At 73.9% G+C, this 16,406-nt stretch carries 17 protein-coding genes; 12 read left to right on the top strand and 5 right to left on the bottom strand.

Annotation, left to right across the window (positions count from 1 at the left end; all coding sequences use genetic code 11):
• Nucleotides 1–93: 93 nt before the first annotated feature.
• Nucleotides 94–1,062, bottom strand: a complete 969-nt coding sequence (locus ACIQFX_RS30105; RefSeq protein ID WP_402469767.1) for an NAD(P)/FAD-dependent oxidoreductase — start codon at nucleotides 1,060–1,062, stop codon at nucleotides 94–96.
• Nucleotides 1,063–1,129: 67 nt separating this feature from the next.
• Between ACIQFX_RS30105 and ACIQFX_RS30110 the strand changes: the two genes are divergently transcribed.
• From ACIQFX_RS30110 to ACIQFX_RS30165, 12 genes are all read left to right on the top strand, one after another.
• Nucleotides 1,130–1,717 (top strand): helix-turn-helix domain-containing protein, encoded by a 588-nt coding sequence (locus ACIQFX_RS30110; RefSeq protein ID WP_402469769.1) that lies wholly within the window; start codon nucleotides 1,130–1,132, stop codon nucleotides 1,715–1,717.
• Nucleotides 1,718–1,786: 69 nt separating this feature from the next.
• Complete coding sequence (locus ACIQFX_RS30115; protein ID WP_402469772.1) at nucleotides 1,787–2,755, top strand: NADPH:quinone oxidoreductase family protein; 969 nt, start codon at nucleotides 1,787–1,789, stop codon at nucleotides 2,753–2,755.
• Between the two features lie 14 nt (nucleotides 2,756–2,769).
• Nucleotides 2,770–3,951, top strand: a complete 1,182-nt coding sequence (locus ACIQFX_RS30120; RefSeq protein WP_402469973.1) for an acyl-CoA dehydrogenase family protein — start codon at nucleotides 2,770–2,772, stop codon at nucleotides 3,949–3,951.
• A complete protein-coding gene (locus tag ACIQFX_RS30125; RefSeq protein WP_402469774.1) occupies nucleotides 3,948–5,048 on the top strand; it encodes an acyl-CoA dehydrogenase family protein in 1,101 nt (366 codons plus the stop codon). Before ACIQFX_RS30120 ends, ACIQFX_RS30125 begins: the two co-directional genes overlap by 4 nt.
• A gap of 112 nt (nucleotides 5,049–5,160) precedes the next feature.
• Nucleotides 5,161–6,759 (top strand): ABC transporter substrate-binding protein, encoded by a 1,599-nt coding sequence (locus tag ACIQFX_RS30130; protein ID WP_402469777.1) that lies wholly within the window; start codon nucleotides 5,161–5,163, stop codon nucleotides 6,757–6,759.
• Nucleotides 6,756–7,748: an ABC transporter permease gene (locus ACIQFX_RS30135; RefSeq protein WP_402469779.1), complete on the top strand. Its 993-nt coding sequence runs from the start codon at nucleotides 6,756–6,758 to the stop codon at nucleotides 7,746–7,748. Before ACIQFX_RS30130 ends, ACIQFX_RS30135 begins: the two co-directional genes overlap by 4 nt.
• Complete coding sequence (locus ACIQFX_RS30140; protein ID WP_402469782.1) at nucleotides 7,741–8,577, top strand: ABC transporter permease; 837 nt, start codon at nucleotides 7,741–7,743, stop codon at nucleotides 8,575–8,577. Before ACIQFX_RS30135 ends, ACIQFX_RS30140 begins: the two co-directional genes overlap by 8 nt.
• A 5-nt stretch (nucleotides 8,578–8,582) precedes the next feature.
• Nucleotides 8,583–9,593 (top strand): ABC transporter ATP-binding protein, encoded by a 1,011-nt coding sequence (locus ACIQFX_RS30145; protein WP_402469975.1) that lies wholly within the window; start codon nucleotides 8,583–8,585, stop codon nucleotides 9,591–9,593.
• Nucleotides 9,586–10,257: an ABC transporter ATP-binding protein gene (locus tag ACIQFX_RS30150; protein ID WP_402469784.1), complete on the top strand. Its 672-nt coding sequence runs from the start codon at nucleotides 9,586–9,588 to the stop codon at nucleotides 10,255–10,257. Before ACIQFX_RS30145 ends, ACIQFX_RS30150 begins: the two co-directional genes overlap by 8 nt.
• Nucleotides 10,254–10,883, top strand: coding sequence for a hypothetical protein (locus tag ACIQFX_RS30155; protein WP_402469788.1), 630 nt, complete (start codon nucleotides 10,254–10,256; stop codon nucleotides 10,881–10,883). The genes ACIQFX_RS30150 and ACIQFX_RS30155 overlap by 4 nt, the downstream gene beginning before the upstream one ends.
• A 119-nt stretch (nucleotides 10,884–11,002) precedes the next feature.
• On the top strand, nucleotides 11,003–11,197 hold the full coding sequence (locus tag ACIQFX_RS30160; protein ID WP_402469791.1) for a hypothetical protein: 195 nt from the start codon (nucleotides 11,003–11,005) through the stop codon (nucleotides 11,195–11,197).
• 256 nt (nucleotides 11,198–11,453) lie between these two features.
• Nucleotides 11,454–13,043: a hypothetical protein gene (locus ACIQFX_RS30165; protein ID WP_402469793.1), complete on the top strand. Its 1,590-nt coding sequence runs from the start codon at nucleotides 11,454–11,456 to the stop codon at nucleotides 13,041–13,043.
• Between the two features lie 88 nt (nucleotides 13,044–13,131).
• Here ACIQFX_RS30165 and ACIQFX_RS30170 read toward each other — a convergent pair whose 3' ends face one another.
• The 4 genes from ACIQFX_RS30170 to ACIQFX_RS30185 all read right to left on the bottom strand — a co-directional run bounded on the left by ACIQFX_RS30170 (nucleotide 13,132) and on the right by ACIQFX_RS30185 (nucleotide 16,369).
• Entirely contained in the window at nucleotides 13,132–13,926 is a 795-nt protein-coding gene (locus tag ACIQFX_RS30170) for a VOC family protein (protein ID WP_402469795.1), read from the bottom strand.
• 132 nt (nucleotides 13,927–14,058) lie between these two features.
• Nucleotides 14,059–14,559 (bottom strand): NUDIX hydrolase, encoded by a 501-nt coding sequence (locus tag ACIQFX_RS30175; RefSeq protein WP_402469797.1) that lies wholly within the window; start codon nucleotides 14,557–14,559, stop codon nucleotides 14,059–14,061.
• 356 nt (nucleotides 14,560–14,915) lie between these two features.
• The gene (locus ACIQFX_RS30180; RefSeq protein ID WP_402469799.1) at nucleotides 14,916–15,884 is read right to left on the bottom strand and encodes a universal stress protein; all 969 of its coding nucleotides are present in this window, start codon (nucleotides 15,882–15,884) and stop codon (nucleotides 14,916–14,918) included.
• 86 nt (nucleotides 15,885–15,970) lie between these two features.
• Entirely contained in the window at nucleotides 15,971–16,369 is a 399-nt protein-coding gene (locus ACIQFX_RS30185; RefSeq protein WP_402469802.1) for a DUF5997 family protein, read from the bottom strand.
• Between the last annotated feature and the right edge of the window lie 37 nt (nucleotides 16,370–16,406).

Raw genomic sequence — 16,406 nt, forward strand, 5'->3', positions numbered from 1 at the left:
GTGTTCCGTCCTTCCGTCGTCGCCGGCCGAGTGCGGCCACCATGACCGATCCTCGTCCTTCCGCCGGGAGGGCGCAGCCGCATCCGCGGGGGTTCATCCGGTCGGCCGACCGGCCGCCTTCGCCTCCAGGTCGGCGAGCAGCAGCTCGCCGTTGACGGCGACGCCGGCCCGGTAGCCCCGGCTGACGGCGTTGACCACCTGTTCGTGGGGGCCCGTCACGTTCCCGGCCGCCCACACGCCGGGCACGCTCGTCCGGCCGGTCTCGTCGACGGCGACGAACTCCCCGAACGGCGTCGTCCGCAGCTCGGCGCCCAGTCGGCGCAGGACGCCGTCGCGCGGCGCGAGGCGCGCGGCCGCGGCGAAGACCACGGAGCGGGGGACGATCCGTCCGTCGGCCATCCGCACGCCGGTCAGCCGGTCGTCCGCCACGACCAGCCCCGCCACCGCGCCCCGGACGACCTCGACCCCGGCCGCGTCGAGCAGCGCCGCGTCCCGCGCGGACGGTTCGGCGGCGGTGTGCAGGAAGAGGGTCACGTCCTTCGACCAGTGCGCGACCACCAGTGCCTGGTGGACGGGCGACTCCGGGTGCGCGATCACGCCGAAGGGCCGGTCGCGGACCTCCCAGCCGTGGCAGTACGGGCAGTGCAGCACGTCCCGCCCCCACCGGTCGGCGAGCCCCTCGACGTCCGGCAGGTCCTCGTCGACGAGGCCGGTCGTCACGACGAGCCGCCGCGCGCCGACGACCGTCCCGTCCGCGAGGTCGACGGTGAAGCCGCCGCGTCCGTCGGCCGCCGCGCCGGTCACCCGGCCGGCCCGCCACTCCACCCCGTACGCGGCGATCTCCGCCCGCCCGGCCGCCAGGTACTCCGCCGGGCTCGCCCCGTCCCGGGACAGGACGCCCTGCATGTGCGCCGCGGGCGCGTTGCGCGGCTCGCCGGCGTCGACCACCAGGGTCCGGCGCCGTGACCGGCCGAGGATCAGCGCCGCGCTGAGTCCGGCCGCGCCGCCGCCGACCACCACCGCGTCGTAGGGGCCTTCGATGTCGTTCGTGCGTGTGTCCATGGGCCGAGCGTCGGTCAGGACGGATGGGTGCGGCAAGGAATGTTGCCGTTTCTGCAACACTGGAGGCATGACCGAAGACGATCGCATCGACGCCGTGCTGAACGAGGTGGGCCCCCGGCTCCGCCGGGTCCGCCGCGACCGCGGAGTGACCCTGGCCGAGCTGTCCGCCGCGACCGGCATCTCCGTGAGCACCCTCTCCCGGCTGGAGTCCGGGCAGCGCAAGCCCAGCCTGGAACTGCTGCTGCCGCTCGCCCGCGCCCACCAGGTGCCGCTCGACGAGCTGGTCGGCGCCCCGGCGGTGGGCGACCCCCGGGTCAGGGCGAAGCCCATCGTGCGCCACGGCCGCACGATGTACCCGCTGACCCGGCAGCCCGGCGGCCTCCAGGCGTACAAGGTGGTCCAGGAGAAGCCGCACGAGGCCCCGGAGCCGCGGGTGCACGAGGGGTACGAGTGGGTGTACGTGCTCTCCGGGAAGCTCCGGCTGGTGCTGGGCGAGCACGACGTGGTCCTGGCGGCGGGGGAGGCGGCCGAGTTCGACACGCGGGTGCCGCACTGGTTCGGGCCGACGGCCGACGGGCCGGTGGAGTTCCTGAGCCTGTTCGGGCCGCAGGGGGAGCGGATGCACGTCAGGGCGCGCCCCAAGAAGTCCGGCTGACCCGTTCCCTCCGGAGCAAGCGACCGCTTAGTATGCCACCGACCGCTCGGTACGGAGGAGGCATTCCGGATGCAGGCATGGCGTGTGTACGAGAACGGCGAACCGGGCGCGGTGATGCGCCGCGAGGAGGTGGAGCCTCCCGTGCCCGGAGACGGCCGGGTCCTCCTGAAGGTCCGCGCCGCGAACGTCAACTTCCCCGACGCGCTGCTCTGCCGCGGCCACTACCAGGTGCGGCCCCCGCTGCCCTTCACCCCCGGCGTCGAGGTCTGCGCCGAGACCGAGGACGGCCGCCGGGTCATCACCACCACCGCCCTCCCGCACGGCGGCTTCGCCGAGTACACCCTCGCCGACGCCGCCGGGCTGCTCCCCGCCCCCGAGGCGCTCGACGACGCCGAGGCCGCCGCGCTCCACATCGGCTACCAGACCGGCTGGTTCGGCCTGCACCGCCGCGCCGCCCTCCAGGAGGGCGAGACCCTCCTCGTCCACGCGGCGGCCGGCGGCGTCGGCAGCGCCGCCGTCCAGCTCGGCAAGGCCGCCGGCGCCACCGTCATCGGCGTCGTCGGCGGCCCCGAGAAGGCGGCCGTCGCCCGTGCCCTCGGCTGCGACCTCGTGATCGACCGGCGCACCGAGGACGTCGTCGCCGCAGTCAAGGCCGTCACCGGCGGCCGCGGCGCCGACGTGGTCTACGACCCCGTCGGCGGCGAGGCCTACCAGCAGTCCGCCAAGTGCGTCGCCTTCGAGGGCCGGATCGTGATCGTCGGCTTCGCGAGCGGCACCGTCCCCGCCCCGGCCCTCAACCACGCCCTGGTGAAGAACTACTCGGTCCTCGGCCTCCACTGGGGCCTGTACGCCGCGAAGGACCCGGCCTCCATCGGCCGCTGCCACGAGACCCTCACCGCCTACGCGGCCAAGGGCCTGATCAAGCCGCTCATCGGCGAACGCGTCCCCTTCGCGGGCGCGGCCGACGCCGTCCAGCGGGTCGCCGACGGCACCACGACCGGCCGCCTCGTCGTCCTCCCGGAAGGAGCTTCCGCATGACCGACACCGAACGCGTGACGGACGCCGAGGAACTCCGCTCCCTCGTCCGGCGGTTGCTGGACGACCACCCGCCCGCCACCACCGACCGCACCGACTTCCTGAAGGCCCGCTTCGACGCCGGACTCGCCTGGGTGCACTACCCCGTGGGCCTCGGCGGACTCGCCGCGCCCCGCGCCCTCCAGGCCGTCGTCGACTCCGAGCTGGCCGCCGCGGGCGCCCCCGACAACGACCCGCGCCGCATCGGCATCGGCCTCGGCATGGCCGCCCCCACCCTTCTCGCCTACGGCTCCGAGGAGGTCAAGCGCCGCTTCCTCCGGCCCCTGTGGGTGGGGGAGGAGGTCTGGTGCCAGCTCTTCAGCGAGCCCGGCGCCGGTTCCGACCTCGCCGCGCTCGGCACCCGGGCCGTCAGGGACGGCGACTCCTGGGTGGTCGACGGGCAGAAGGTGTGGACCTCCAGCGCCCACGTCGCCCGCTGGGCCATCCTCATCGCCCGCACCGACCCGGACGTCCCCAAGCACCGGGGCATCACCTACTTCGTGTGCGACATGACCGACCCCGGGGTCGAGGTCCGGCCGCTGCGCCAGATCACCGGCGAGGCCGAGTTCAACGAGGTCTTCCTCACCGGCGTGCGCATCCCCGACGCGCACCGCCTCGGTGAGGTCGGCGACGGCTGGCGCGTGGCGCAGACCACCCTCATGAACGAGCGGGTCTCCATCGGCGGCGCCCGCATCCCGCGCGAGGGCGGCATGATCGGGAAGGCGGCCGCCACCTGGCGCGAACGCCCCGAGCTGCGCACCCACGACCTGCACCGGCGGCTCCTCGACCTCTGGGTCGACGCCGAGGTGGCGCGCCTCACCGGCGAACGGCTGCGCCAGCAGCTCGTCGCGGGCCAGCCCGGCCCAGAGGGCAGCGCCATGAAGCTCGGCTTCGCCCGGCTCAACCAGGCCATCAGCGGCCTCGAGGTCGAACTCCTCGGCGAGGAGGGGCTGCTGTACGGGGACTGGGAGATGGTGCGCCCCGAACTCGTCGACTTCACCGGACGCGACGCCGGCTACCGCTACCTGCGCTCCAAGGGCAACTCGATCGAGGGCGGCACGACCGAGGTCCTCCTCAACATCGTCGCCGAACGGGTCCTCGGCCTGCCCCCCGAGCCCCGCAACGACAAGGACGTCGCCTGGAAGGACCTCGCCCGATGACGCACTCTCCGGACCTCCTCTACTCCGACACCGAGGACGACCTGCGGGCGGCCGTCCGCGCCCTGCTCGCCGACCGGGCGGACCACCGGGCGGTGCTCGACCGCGTCGAGGCGGACCAGCCCTACGTGCCGGGCGTGTGGACGGCCCTCGCGACCGACATCGGCGCCGCCGGACTGCTCGTCCCCGAGAAGCTCGGCGGCCAGGGCGCGAGCCACCGCGAGGCGGCGGTCGTCCTGGAGGAGCTGGGCCGCGCAGTGACCCCGGTGCCGTACCTGACGAGCGCGGTGGTGGCCACCGAGACCCTCCTCGCCCTGGTCGAGGACGGCGCCGAGGCCGGCTCCCCGGCCGTCCCCGAGCTGCTCGCCCGCGTCGCGGGCGGCGGCACGGTCGCGGTGCTCGCGGCGCCCCTCTCGGCGGGGCCCGGCGCGGAGCCGCCGTCCGGCCCCTCGGTGACCGGCGTCGCCGACGCGGTCGCCGCCGACGTCCTCCTGGTGCCGCGCGCCGACGGGCTGTACGCCGTCCCGGCCGCGGAGGCCGAGGTCGAGCCGCAGACGCCGCTCGACCTCACCCGGCCGCTGGCCCGGGTGACCGCGCCGGAAGGGAGCGGCACCCGGCTCGCCGGGGCCGAGGCGGCGCGCGCGGCCGTGCGGCGCGGCCTTCTGGCCGGGGCGGGCCTGCTCGCCTCCGAGCAGCTCGGGCTCGCCGAGTGGTGTCTGGAGGAGAGCGTCCGGCACACCCGCGAGCGCCACCAGTTCAACCGCCCCGTCGGCTCCTTCCAGGCGCTCAAGCACCGGATGGCCCAGCTCTGGCTGGACGTCGTCGGCGCCCGGGCGGTGGCCAGGGCCGCCGCCGACGCCCTGGCCACCGGCAGTCCGGACGCGCCGCTCACCGTGGCGATCGCCCAGGCCTACTGCTCGAAGGTCGCGGTCCGCGCGGCCGAGGAGTGCGTCCAGCTGCACGGCGGGCTCGGGATGACCTGGGAGCACCCGGCCCACCTGGCGCTCAAGCGGGCCAAGTCCGATCAGATCGCGCTCGGTTCGGCGGGCCGCCACCAGGACGCGGTCGCCGCGATGGTGGACCTTCCGGCACCCGAGTAACGGAGCCGGACCCTCCGTGTAAGGGGCCCCCGGTGTCCGCACCCCTTTTGCCTGCTGTTTAATTGCGAGCTGTTCGCAATAGCAGTCGATCTTCAAAAGGGGTGTGGACCCGATGGCCGCCCGACCCGTCCGCCGAGCCACCGCAGTGACCGTGACCGGGGCGCTCGCCCTCGCCACCGCGGCCTGCTCGAACCCCGGCGCCACCGCCGGCGGCTCCGCCGGGCCCGAGGACTCCGCCGTCGTCGGCATCGCCCACGAACCCGAGACCCTCAGCCCGCTCCTCGGCTACGGCAAGGACGGCAACTCCAAGATCTTCGACGGGCTGCTCGCCTTCGACGCCGACATGAAGCTGCGCCCGGCCCTCGCCGCGAAGCTGCCGCACATCAGCGCGGACGGGCTGACGTACACGTACACCCTCCGCGGGGGCGTGACCTTCAGCGACGGAGCGCCCTTCACCGCGAAGGACGTCGTCTTCACCTACCGGACGATCCTCGACCCGAAGACGAACAACGCCTCCCGCACCGAACTCGACGCGGTCGAGAAGGTCGAGGCCGTCGGCGACGACACCGTCGTCTTCACCCTCAAGTACCCCTACGCGCCCTTCGCCGAGCGCACCGTCCACGCCATCGCCCCCGAACACGTCGCCGCGAAGCAGGACGTCAACACCGGCGCCTTCACCGCGAAGCCGATCGGCACCGGACCGTACGTCCTCACCGGCTGGTCCAAGGGCGAGAAGCTCACCTTCAAGGCCAACCCCGCCTACTGGGACGGCGCGCCCGCGGTGAAGAGGTTCACCATGGCCGTCGTCAAGGACGACGACGTCCGCGCCACCCGGCTGCGCGCCGGCGACCTCGACGGCGCCGTCCTGCCGCCCGACCTCGCCGCCGGATTCGCGAACGACCCGGCGAAGAAGACGTACACCGCGAAGACCTACGACTACCGCACCGTCACCCTCCCCACCCACCACCGGGTCACCGGCGACACCGCCGTCCGCCGCGCCCTCGACCTCGCCGTCGACCGGCAGGCCATGGTCGACAAGATCCTCGAAGGCGCCGGAAAGCCCGCCTACGGACCCGTCCCCACCGACAGCCCCTGGTTCGCGAAGGGCACCGAACGCCGCCACGACCTCGCCGGCGCGCAGAAGACGCTCGACGAGGCCGGCTGGAAGCCCGGACCCGACGGCGTCCGCGTCAAGGACGGCGTCCGCGCCGCGTTCCCGCTCTGGTACCTCTCCGGCGACAAGCTCCGGCAGGACCACGCCCTCGCCTACGCCTCCGACGCCAGGAAGGCCGGCATCGACATCACGACCCAGGCCGGCACCTGGGAGGTCATCGAACCCCGGATGAAGACCGACGCCGTCCTCGCCGGCGGCGGCTCGCCCGGCGACCCCGACTTCGACCAGTACCCCCTCCTGAAGTCCTCCCTCGCCGGCGACGGCTTCAACAACATGGCCCGGTACGACGACGAGACCGTCGACCGGGCCCTGGAGGACGGCCGCCGCACGAACGACCCCGCCGAGCGCCGCGCCGCCTACGACACCGTCCAGCGCGAACTGGCGAAGAACCCCGGCTACACCTTCCTCACCCACATCGACCACCTGTACGTCGTGAACGACCGCTGGGACGGCCTGGACACCCAGGTCGAACCGCACGACCACGGCCTCGCCTCCGGCCCCTGGTGGAACGTCGAGAACTGGAAGCCGAAGCGGTGAGCCGCCGCCTCCCCTGGGCGGCCGTGGCGCGGATGACGGGCCGCCGCGCCCTCGCCGCCGTCCCCGTCCTCCTCGCCGTCACCTTCGCCGTGTTCGCCGTCGCCGACGCCTCCCCCCTCGACCCCGTCAAGGCCTACGCCGGCACCGCCGGACTCACCGCCTCGCAGGAGAACCTCGACCAGCTCCGCGCCAACCTCGGCGCCGACCTGCCCCTCCTCACCCGCTGGTGGGAGTGGCTCACCGCCGCCCTCACCGGCGACCTCGGGAACTCCGCGGTCATGCGCCGGCCCGTCGCCGACGTCATCGGCGAACGCCTCGGCTGGTCCGTCCTCCTCGCCGCCACCGCCTTCCTGATCGCCCTCGCCCTCGGCACCCTCCTCGGCGTCCTCGCCGGACGCCGCCGCGGCGGCCTCCTGGACCGGGCCGTCAGCTCCGCCGCGTACACCCTGGAAGCCGCCCCCGCCTACTGGCTCGGCCTGCTCGCCGTCTGGTTCTTCGCCCTGGAACTCGGCGTGCTGCCCGCCGGCGGACTCACCGACACCGCCACCGACACCGTCACCGCCGACCAGGTCGCCCGCCACCTCGTGCTGCCCGCCCTGGTCCTCGGGACCTCCCAGCTGCCGTGGTTCTTCCTCTACGTCCGCCAAGGCGTCGGCGACGCCCTCGACGAGGACCCCGTCCGCGGCGCCCGCGCCCGCGGCCTGCGCGAACGCACCGTCCTCACCGGGCACGCCCTCCGCTCCGGCATGCTGCCCGTACTCACCCTCGTCGGCTCCCGCGTCCCCGAACTCATCACCGGCGCCCTGCTGGTGGAGACCGTCTTCAGCTGGCCCGGGATCGCCGCGGCCACCGTCACGGCCGCCACCTCCGTCGACTTCCCGCTGCTCGCCGCGCTCACCGTCCTCGCCACCGGAGCCGTACTCCTCGGCAACCTCCTCTCCGACCTGCTGTACGGGCTCGCGGACCCGAGGGTGGGCTTCGATGGCTGACCCCCGCAGCCATCGCGTCCGGCTGTGGACCTCCGCAGCGACGGTCGCCGCCGTCGCCCTCGCGGTCCTGCTCGTGCCCCCGCTCGTCCCGCTCGACGAACAGGCCGTCGACCTCTCCCGCAAGCTCCTCCCGCCGTCCTGGGACCACCCCTTCGGCACCGACGACCTCGGCCGCGACCTCCTCCTGCGCTGCGTCCACGGCCTGCGGATCTCCCTCCTCGTGGGACTCGTCGCCGCGCTCGTCGCCGCCGTCGCCGGCACCGCCGTGGGAGCCGCGGCCGGCGCGCTCGGCGGCCGGACCGACCGCACCCTCATGCGGCTCGTCGACGCCTTCTCCTCCGTGCCGCACCTGCTGCTCGGCATCTTCGTCGTCGCCCTCTTCCGCCCCGGCGTCTGGCCCGTCATCGCCTCCGTCGCCGTCACGCACTGGCTCTCCACCGCCCGCATCGTCCGCTCCGAGGTCCTCTCGCTGCGCACCCGCCCCTTCGTCGACGCCGCCGTCTCCGGCGGCGCCACCCGGTGGCGCGTCACCGTCCGGCACCTGCTGCCCGCCGTCCTCCCGCAGGCCGGACTCGCCGCCGTCCTGATGGTCCCGCACGCCATGTGGCACGAGTCCGCGCTCTCCTTCCTCGGCCTCGGCCTCCCCAGCCATCAGGCCAGCCTCGGCAACCTCGTCCAGAACGCCCGCTCCTCCCTCCTCACCGGCCACTGGTGGCCCACCGTCTACCCCGGCCTCCTCCTCATCGTCCCCACCCTCGCCCTCGCCGGCCTCGCCGGCGCCTGGCGCGACCACCTCAACCCACGCCGCCGATCGGAGCTGTCGCTGTGAACCCGGTGCACGGCAAGGTCCTGCGCGCCCTGGAGGCCGTCACCGCCGAGCGGGCCGAGGACGCCCTCCTCAGCGTCCGCGGCCTCTCGGTCCGCTTCCGGCTGCGCGGCGGGAGGACCGTCGAAGCCGTCGCCGACGCCGACTTCGACCTCGCGGCGGGGGAGTGCCTCGCGCTCGTCGGGGAGAGCGGCTGCGGCAAGTCCGTCCTGGCCTCGGCGCTGCTCGGCCTGCTGCCGGGCAACGCCGACGCCTCCGGCACGGCGGTCCTCGCGGCCGGCGACGGCCACGGAGCCACCGACCTGCTCGCCGCCGGCGAGCAGACCCTGGCCCGCACCGTGCGGGGCCGACGCGTCGGCCTCGTACCGCAGAGCCCGGCGGCACACCTGACGCCGGTGCGGACCGTGCGGTCGCACCTGGAGGAAACCGTACGGGCCCTCACCGCGGCCCCGCGCCGCGCCCGCCGCCGGGCGGCCGAGGACGCCGCCGCGCGGGCCGCCTTCCCGGCCGGACACCTCGACCGGTACCCGCACGAGCTCTCCGGAGGCCTGGCGCAGCGCGCCGCCACCGCGCTCGCCCTCATCGGCGACGCCCGCGTGCTGCTCGCCGACGAGCCGACCACCGGCCTCGACCGCGCACTCGTCGACCGCACCGTCGACGAACTGCGCCGCCACGTCGACGAGGGCCGCGGCCTGCTCCTCATCACCCACGACCTCGCCGCCGCCGCGCGCGTCGCCGACCGGGTCGCCGTCATGTACGCCGGACGGATCGTCGAAGTCGCCCCCGCCCACCGCTTCTTCGGCCCCACGGGACCCCGCCACCCCTACGCCCGCGGCCTCCTCGACGCCCTGCCCGACCGGGCGTTCACCCCCGTCCCCGGCATGCCGCCGGAACTCACCGACCTGCCCGACGGCTGCGCCTTCGCCCCGCGCTGCGCCCGCGCCACCGGCCTCTGCGCCACCCGACCCGAGCCGGCGGCCGGAGTGGCCTGCCACCACCCGGAGCAGCACCGTGCTTGAACTCGACGCCGTCACCGCCGGATACGACCGCCGAACCCCCGTCTTCCGGGGCGCCACCCTCACCGTCGCGGCCGGCGAGTCCGTCGGCCTCCTCGGCCCCAGCGGCTGCGGGAAGTCGACCCTCGCCCGGGTCGCCGCGCTCCTGCACCGCCCCGACGCCGGCCGACTGGTCCTCGACGGCACCGAGGTGCGGGCCTGGCGCCACCGGGCCCCGCGCGAACAGCGCACCGCCGTCGGCGTGGTGTTCCAGCAGCCCCGCACCGCCGCCGACCCCCGGCTGACCCTCGCGGACCTGATCTCCGAACCCCTCCGTGCCGGACGGCGCCGCGCCGAGGTCCCGGAGCGCCTCGCCGCACTCGCCCCGACCGTCGGCCTCACCCCCGACCTGCTCGCCCGCCGGCCCCACGAGGTCAGCGACGGGCAGCTCCAACGCGCCTGCCTCGCAAGGGCGTTGGTCCTCCGCCCCCGCTGGCTGATCTGCGACGAGATGACCGCCATGCTGGACGCCTCCACCACGGCCGCCCTCGTCGCCGCCGTCGAGGCCTACCGCGCGGAGACCGGCGCCGGCCTCCTCGCCGTGGGCCACGACCGCACCCTGCTGCACCGCTGGTGCGACCGTACGGTGGAATGGAAGGACTGCCTGCCCGCCGAGGAGCACCCGTGAACCCTCCGTGGACCCGCGTCGCCGAGGACGACCCCCTCGACGGTCTGCGCGCCGCCCTCGCCGCCGCCGACTGCGGCTACGAGCCCCAGCAGGACGGCTACGAGGACAGCTGCTGGATCCTCCACACCGTCCACGACGGTCCCGTACGGCTCCGCTGGGACCAGGTGCTCGCCCGGGCGGGCCGTCGGCTGGCCGACTGGCCCGGCACCCTCTCGCACCTGGTCTTCGAAGGCGTGCCGGGCGCGGACGACCTCGAAGGGCCCGATCCGGCGGAGATGGACCGGGCGTGCCTGGCCCGCCTCGTCGAGCACCTGGTGCGGAACGGCCCGAAGGGTGCGGACACCCCGTGCGGAGCGGCGCAGGCACCCGTGTCGACCCCGCCGGGGGAAACGCTCGTCGCCCGGCGCGGCCGGCTCGGCGACGCGCTCGCCCACCACGACGACGCACCGGACCTCTGGTTTCCCGCCACCTGGTGGGCCGCCGACGGGAGTTGGCTGATCCTCACCAACTGGGACCTCTGCGCCACCGAGGTCTTCGGCGACACGGCGCTGATCGCGGGACTGCTCGCCGACCCGGACGTCGACGCCGTGCGCCGGCCAGGCATCGCCGAGACCCTGCGCGGCTGACACCGCCCGAATCTCACCCGTATGGCCGCCCCGCCATACGCCCGGACGGACCGCCCATTCCGCCACACTGTCCGCCGAACGCCGCAATTCCGGTGCGGCGACGGAGGGACGTGAACCCGATGGCCGTTTCCATTTCTGTCGTGGTGCTGCTGCTGGTGCTGGCCGTGATCTTCCTGCGCAGCGGCGGACTCAAGTTCACCCACGCGATCGTCTGCGCCCTGCTCGGCTTCTTCCTGGCCGGCACCAGCATGGCGCCCACCATCCACAACGGCGTCGCGGCCACCGCCAACGTGGTCTCCAGCCTCAAGCCCTGACCTCCCCGCCGGGTGTGCAGCCGCGGGCGGTGAGCAACTCGACCATCCCGTCCCGCAGGACGACGGAGTCCTCGGCCGGCACCACGCGCAGGTCTGTGCCGGCCATCGCACCATTATCGGCTTCGTGATCTCGGGCGGAGACGCGCGCACCTCGTGAACGGCGCATGAGAACAGAGGCGGTTCCATGTACTTCTCCGCTGCCCCGGCCTACCGTCGGGCGCCGGCGCGACGCACGTACGGACCCCGAGGAGAAGCCTTGACCACCCCATCGTCCCGCGGGAGGAGGCGCGCGCTCGTGCTGGTCACCGCGCTGGCGGCGACCCTGTCGGCGGGCGCGGCGCCCGTCGCCCAGGCCGAGGAGATACCCCTGGCCATCGGGCACCGGCTCGTCGACCACTACGAGGGCGCCCCCGCGACCGCGCGGCCGGTTCCCGGGCGGGCTCCGGCCCAGCACCCGTACCTCGCGCCGAACGGGCGCAGCGGCATGCACGCCGACGGCGCGGGCAGTGGCACCCACCCGTACTCCGGGCCCCTCGGTCGCGATCCGGAGGTCGTCAGCGAGAAGATCGCCCCGATCGGCGGGGAGTGCGCCACCGTCACCTTCGACGCGGGCGGGCGGCTCGTCACCGTGTGCGGCACGTTCAGCGGCTTCCTCCTGAAGCTGCTCGACCCGCGCACCCTGGACACGCTCGCCGAGTACAAGCTGCCGCAGCGGTCCTCGACCGTCGAGGCCGTCACCCGCCTCGACTTCGAGAAGATCTTCAAGGACACCTCGGGCGGCGCCTACTTCTACCTCGACGACCGGGACCGGGTGGTGCTCGCCGACTCGCGCCAGCACGTCCTGCGCATCGCCCACCGCCAGCGGGCGGACGGCGCCTGGGAGTTCGTCGTCGAGGACGACTGGGACCTCGCGTCCCTGGTCCCGCACGACTGCGTCACCTGGACGAACCTCTTCCCCAGCGGCGTCTGCGACCCCGTCACCTCCGTGATGCCCGACTGGGGCGGCCGCGTCTGGTGGGTGACCCGGCTCGGCCGCGTCGGCACCGTCGACCCGGCGACGGGTGCCCTGCGAGCGATCCGGCTCGACGGGGAGGAGATCCAGAACTCGTTCTCCGTCGCCGAGGACGGTGTCTCCATCGTCACCGACCACGCCCTGTACGCCTTCGGTGTCGACGCCGACGGCACTCCGCGGGTGCGGTGGCGCGAGGCGTACGACCGGGGGACCGGGACCAAGCCCGGTTCCGTGAACCAGGGTTCGGGCACGACGCCCGACCTGTTCGGCGACCGGGACCAGTACGTCGCCGTCACCGACAACGCCGACGACCGCATGAACGTGCTCGTCTACCGGCGGGGGGCCGACGTGCCCGCCGGGGAGCGGCTCGTCTGCAAGGTGCCGGTGTTCCGCGCCGGGGCGTCGACCACCGACAACTCCCTGATCAGCTGGGGCAACAGCCTGGTCGTGGAGAACAACTACGGATACGGGAACCCGAGCACGCTCGCCCTCGGCCGCAGTGTCGTCGGGGGAGCGACCCGGATCGACGTCCGCGCCGACGGCAGCGGCTGCGACACCGTCTGGGAGAGCGACGTCCGCTCGCCCTCCACCGTCCCGAAGCTCTCCACCGCGAACGGGCTGCTGTACTTCTACGAGAAGGAGCCCAACGCCTTCGGCATCGACGCCTGGTACCTGACGGCCGTCGACTTCCGCACCGGGCGGCGGGTCTTCAAGCGCTTCACCGGCACCGGCCTCGCGTACGACAACAACTGGGCGCCGATCACCATCGGTCCCGACGGTACCGCGTACGTCGGGGTGTTCAACGGCATCGTCGCCGTACGCGACGGCTCCTGACCCGCACGGAACTGCCCCGGGGTTTCATGGAACCGCCCCGGGCCCATGGGGTCCCGGGGCGGGCGCGCGAAGGCGGTGTCCCGTACGGTCACTCCATCTCGGGCATGTCGCCGACCGTGGTCCGCAGGTCGATGACGGCGAACGCGGCGCCCTGCGGGTCCAGGATCGCGGCGAACCGGCCGTACGGGCTGTCCATCGGGCCGAAGACCTTGCGACCGCCGACCGCCTCGGCCCTCTCGACGGCCTTGTCGCAGTTGTCGACGGCGAAGTACAGCTGGATGTACGGGGGGATCTCCGGCGGGAAGTCCTCCGCCGTCATCTTCATCCGGCCGAGCACGGGCTGTTCGCCACCGAGGTCGAAGACCCGGTAGTCCATGTCCTTCATCTTCTCGGAGCCGTAGCCGAAGACGGTGGTGAAGAAGGCGTCGGACTTCTCGGGCTCCCGGGTGAAGACCTCGGCCCAGGCGAACGAGCCGGTCTCGCCCTCCAGCTCGAAGCCCTCGTGCGACCCTGCCTGCCAGACGCCGAACGTCACGCCCGTCGGGTCCTGCGCGATGCACATGGAGCCGAAGTCGCCGACCTGCATCGGCTCCATCACGACCGTGCCGCCCGCGCTCCGGATCTTCTCCGCCGTGGCGGCGACGTCCGGCGAGGCGAAGTACAGACACCAGGCCGACTGCGGTTCACCGTCCTGTCCCGGCATCGGCGGGACGACGGCCGCGACCGCCTTGCCGCCCTTGTAGGCCTGCGTGTAGTTGCCGTATTCCGAGGAGGACTCGCCGAAGGTCCAGTCGAGCACCTCGGCGTAGAACGTCTTGGCGCCCTCGACGTCGGTGAACATCGCGTCGGTCCAGACCGGCGTGCCTTCAGGTCGTGCGGCCATGACGTGACTCTCTCTCTTCCGGTCGAGGACGTGTTTCCTGTGAGCCACGCTAACCAGGGCCGCCGGACCCCGCTCGGTGACGGAGCGTGACCGGTGGTCGGTGCGAGCCGGTGCCAGGTGGGCCCCGGAGGGTCAGTGCGGCAGGCGCCCCATCGCGTACCGGTGGAACGGTCCGTCGGGCAGCGGGAGTTCGGGCCGCCACATCCGCAGTACCTGGGCGGAGGGCAGGAAGAGGGCCGTCGGCAGCCGGTCCGGGTCCGTCCACTCCCAGCGGTCGATCTTGTCCGGCTCGGCCACGGCGGGGGCCCCGCCGAAGGTCCGCACCACCGTCGCCACGGTCATCCGGGTCAGCAGCGACGAGGTGACCGCGTCCAGGACCAGCCCGAGCACCTCGACGTCGGCGGGGTCGGCGACGAGCGTGGTCTCCTCGGCCAGCTCGCGGACGACCGCGGCCTCGATCGACTCGCCCGGCTCCACCTTCCCGCCGGGCAGTTCCCACACTCCGGACGGGTCGAGGCCGAGCAGGACCCGTCCGGAGTCGTCGACGACCACGACCCCCGCGCCCAGGGAGGCCTGGGCGGGCGGCGGCTCGACGTTGCGGCGGGCGGTGGCGGCGTTTTCTTCGGTGGTCATGACCCCTGTGTACCAGGCACCACTGAAGCGTAATAAAAGTGAGGAACCTCTTGAATCGGGCGAAAAAAGGAGGAGAATCATGTTTTACACCGGACAACCGGAGAGAGCCGCACCCGCCCGAGAAGACGTTCGAAGGCCCGCGTGACCCTTTCAGCAGGCTCTGGCCAGGCCCCCGGCGGGGCCGGTCGGGAGCGGAGCCGTCGGCGACGGCCGACGACCGCGCGAACCGACCCGGACCGCCGGGGACTGTCATGTCCCCGGTCGCCTGCCGCCCCCGGTCACCCGCCGGTCCCACTGGTCTCACTGGTCACCTCGGTCACCCACCGGTCGCCTCGGTCATCCACCGGTATTCCCGGTCACCCGCCGGAGCCCTCCGACGCCGACGGCACCACCGCCACCGGGCAGTGCGCGTGGTGCAGCACCGCGTGCGCCACGGAACCGATGAGCAGCGAACCCAGGTGGTGCCGGTGATGCCGCCCCACCACCAGCAGGCCGGCGTCCCGCGAACCCTCCACGAGCCGCCCCGCCGCGTCCCCCGGCTCCACCACGGGGACGAGACGGACCCCCGGCCACCGCTCGGCGAACGGCCGCAGCCGATCCTCCTGCTCCCGCTCCGCCTCCCGTACGAGTTCCGCGCCGTCGTCGGCCATCGGGAGCGGCGGCGGCACCTGGAGCGCCGGGGACGGAGCCGCCATCAGGGCGCCGGGCTGAGGGGGCAGCCGGAGCGCGGTCACCGCCTCCAGCGGCACGCCCCGGTGGTGCGCCGCCTCGAAGGCGAAGTCCACCACCTCGTCCGGGGTCTCCTCCGGGTGCAGGCCGAGCAGCACCCGGCCCGCCTCCGCCCCGCCCTCCAGGGCGGCCGCCCGCGCCTCGTGCGGCACGACGACGAGCGGACAGGGCGCGGTCGTGGCGAGGGTCCGGCTGGTCGAGCCGAGTAGCAGGCTCGCGAAGCCGCCGTGCCCCCGTGAGCCGGTCACCAGGAGCCGGCCGCCGCGCGCGGCCGCAGGCAGGGCGTCGGTCACGGACCCGTCCAGGGACGCGTACCGCACCGGAGCGGAGTGCCCGCGCCCCTCGACGACGTTCCGCACGCCCTTCAGGACGGTGTCGGGGAGCTCCGGGTCCGCGCCGAGGGAGGCGATCCGGGCCGCGCCCAGCTGCAGCGCGTCGGACCGCACGTGGGCGACGACCAGGGGAGCCCCCAGGCTCTCCGCCGCGCTCAGGGCCCATTCCAGGGCGCGCAGACTGTGCTCGGACCCGTCCACGCCGACGACCACCGGCGGCTCGGCCGCGGTGTTCGCGCCGTACGTGCTGCTCGTGTCACTCATGGGGGGATGCCTCCCTCACCCGGACACGCGCCACGCCGGTCCGGACCTCCTCGGTCCGGACCGGCGTGGCACGGCGTGGGTGCGGGTCAGGCGTCCTGGCTGCGGCGCGCGCGCTCCGCGTCGCGCTCCTTGATGCGGACGGTCTCCTTGCGGACCTCCGACTGGGTGGCGCGCTCCTTCTTCAGCCACTCGGGCAGTTCCTGCTTGATCGCTTCGATCTGCTCGGTGGTGAGCGGCTCGGTGATCCCGCCGCGCGCGAGACCGGCGATGGAGACGCCGAGCTTGTTGGCGACGACCGGGCGGGGGTGCGGACCCTTCTCGCGCAGCTCCTGGAGCCAGGCGGGCGGGTTGGCCTGGAGCTCGGTCAGCTCGGCGCGCGAGACCACACCCTCCTGGAAGTCGGCGGGGGTGGCCTCGAGGTACACACCCAGCTTCTTCGCCGCGGTCGCGGGCTTCATCGTCTGGGTGTTCTGGTGCGACGTCATGGTGTCAAGGGTATCGAGCATGCGGGCGACCTCCGAC

Origin of the sequence: Streptomyces sp. NPDC093089, assembly GCF_044754405.1 — a bacterium.
In the GTDB taxonomy this organism is placed as follows: Bacteria; Actinomycetota; Actinomycetes; order Streptomycetales; family Streptomycetaceae; genus Streptomyces.

Excerpts from the sequence above, each read along its gene's own strand:
- ACIQFX_RS30105 (WP_402469767.1), bottom strand. The coding sequence starts at position 1,062 with ATGGACACACGCACGAACGACATCGAAGGCCCCTACGACGCGGTGGTG.
- ACIQFX_RS30110 (WP_402469769.1), top strand. The coding sequence starts at position 1,130 with ATGACCGAAGACGATCGCATCGACGCCGTGCTGAACGAGGTGGGCCCC.
- ACIQFX_RS30115 (WP_402469772.1), top strand. The coding sequence starts at position 1,787 with ATGCAGGCATGGCGTGTGTACGAGAACGGCGAACCGGGCGCGGTGATG.
- ACIQFX_RS30125 (WP_402469774.1), top strand. The coding sequence starts at position 3,948 with ATGACGCACTCTCCGGACCTCCTCTACTCCGACACCGAGGACGACCTG.
- ACIQFX_RS30130 (WP_402469777.1), top strand. The coding sequence starts at position 5,161 with ATGGCCGCCCGACCCGTCCGCCGAGCCACCGCAGTGACCGTGACCGGG.
- ACIQFX_RS30140 (WP_402469782.1), top strand. The coding sequence starts at position 7,741 with ATGGCTGACCCCCGCAGCCATCGCGTCCGGCTGTGGACCTCCGCAGCG.
- ACIQFX_RS30160 (WP_402469791.1), top strand. The coding sequence starts at position 11,003 with ATGGCCGTTTCCATTTCTGTCGTGGTGCTGCTGCTGGTGCTGGCCGTG.
- ACIQFX_RS30170 (WP_402469795.1), bottom strand. The coding sequence starts at position 13,926 with ATGGCCGCACGACCTGAAGGCACGCCGGTCTGGACCGACGCGATGTTC.
- ACIQFX_RS30175 (WP_402469797.1), bottom strand. The coding sequence starts at position 14,559 with ATGACCACCGAAGAAAACGCCGCCACCGCCCGCCGCAACGTCGAGCCG.
- ACIQFX_RS30180 (WP_402469799.1), bottom strand. The coding sequence starts at position 15,884 with ATGAGTGACACGAGCAGCACGTACGGCGCGAACACCGCGGCCGAGCCG.
- ACIQFX_RS30185 (WP_402469802.1), bottom strand. The coding sequence starts at position 16,369 with ATGACGTCGCACCAGAACACCCAGACGATGAAGCCCGCGACCGCGGCG.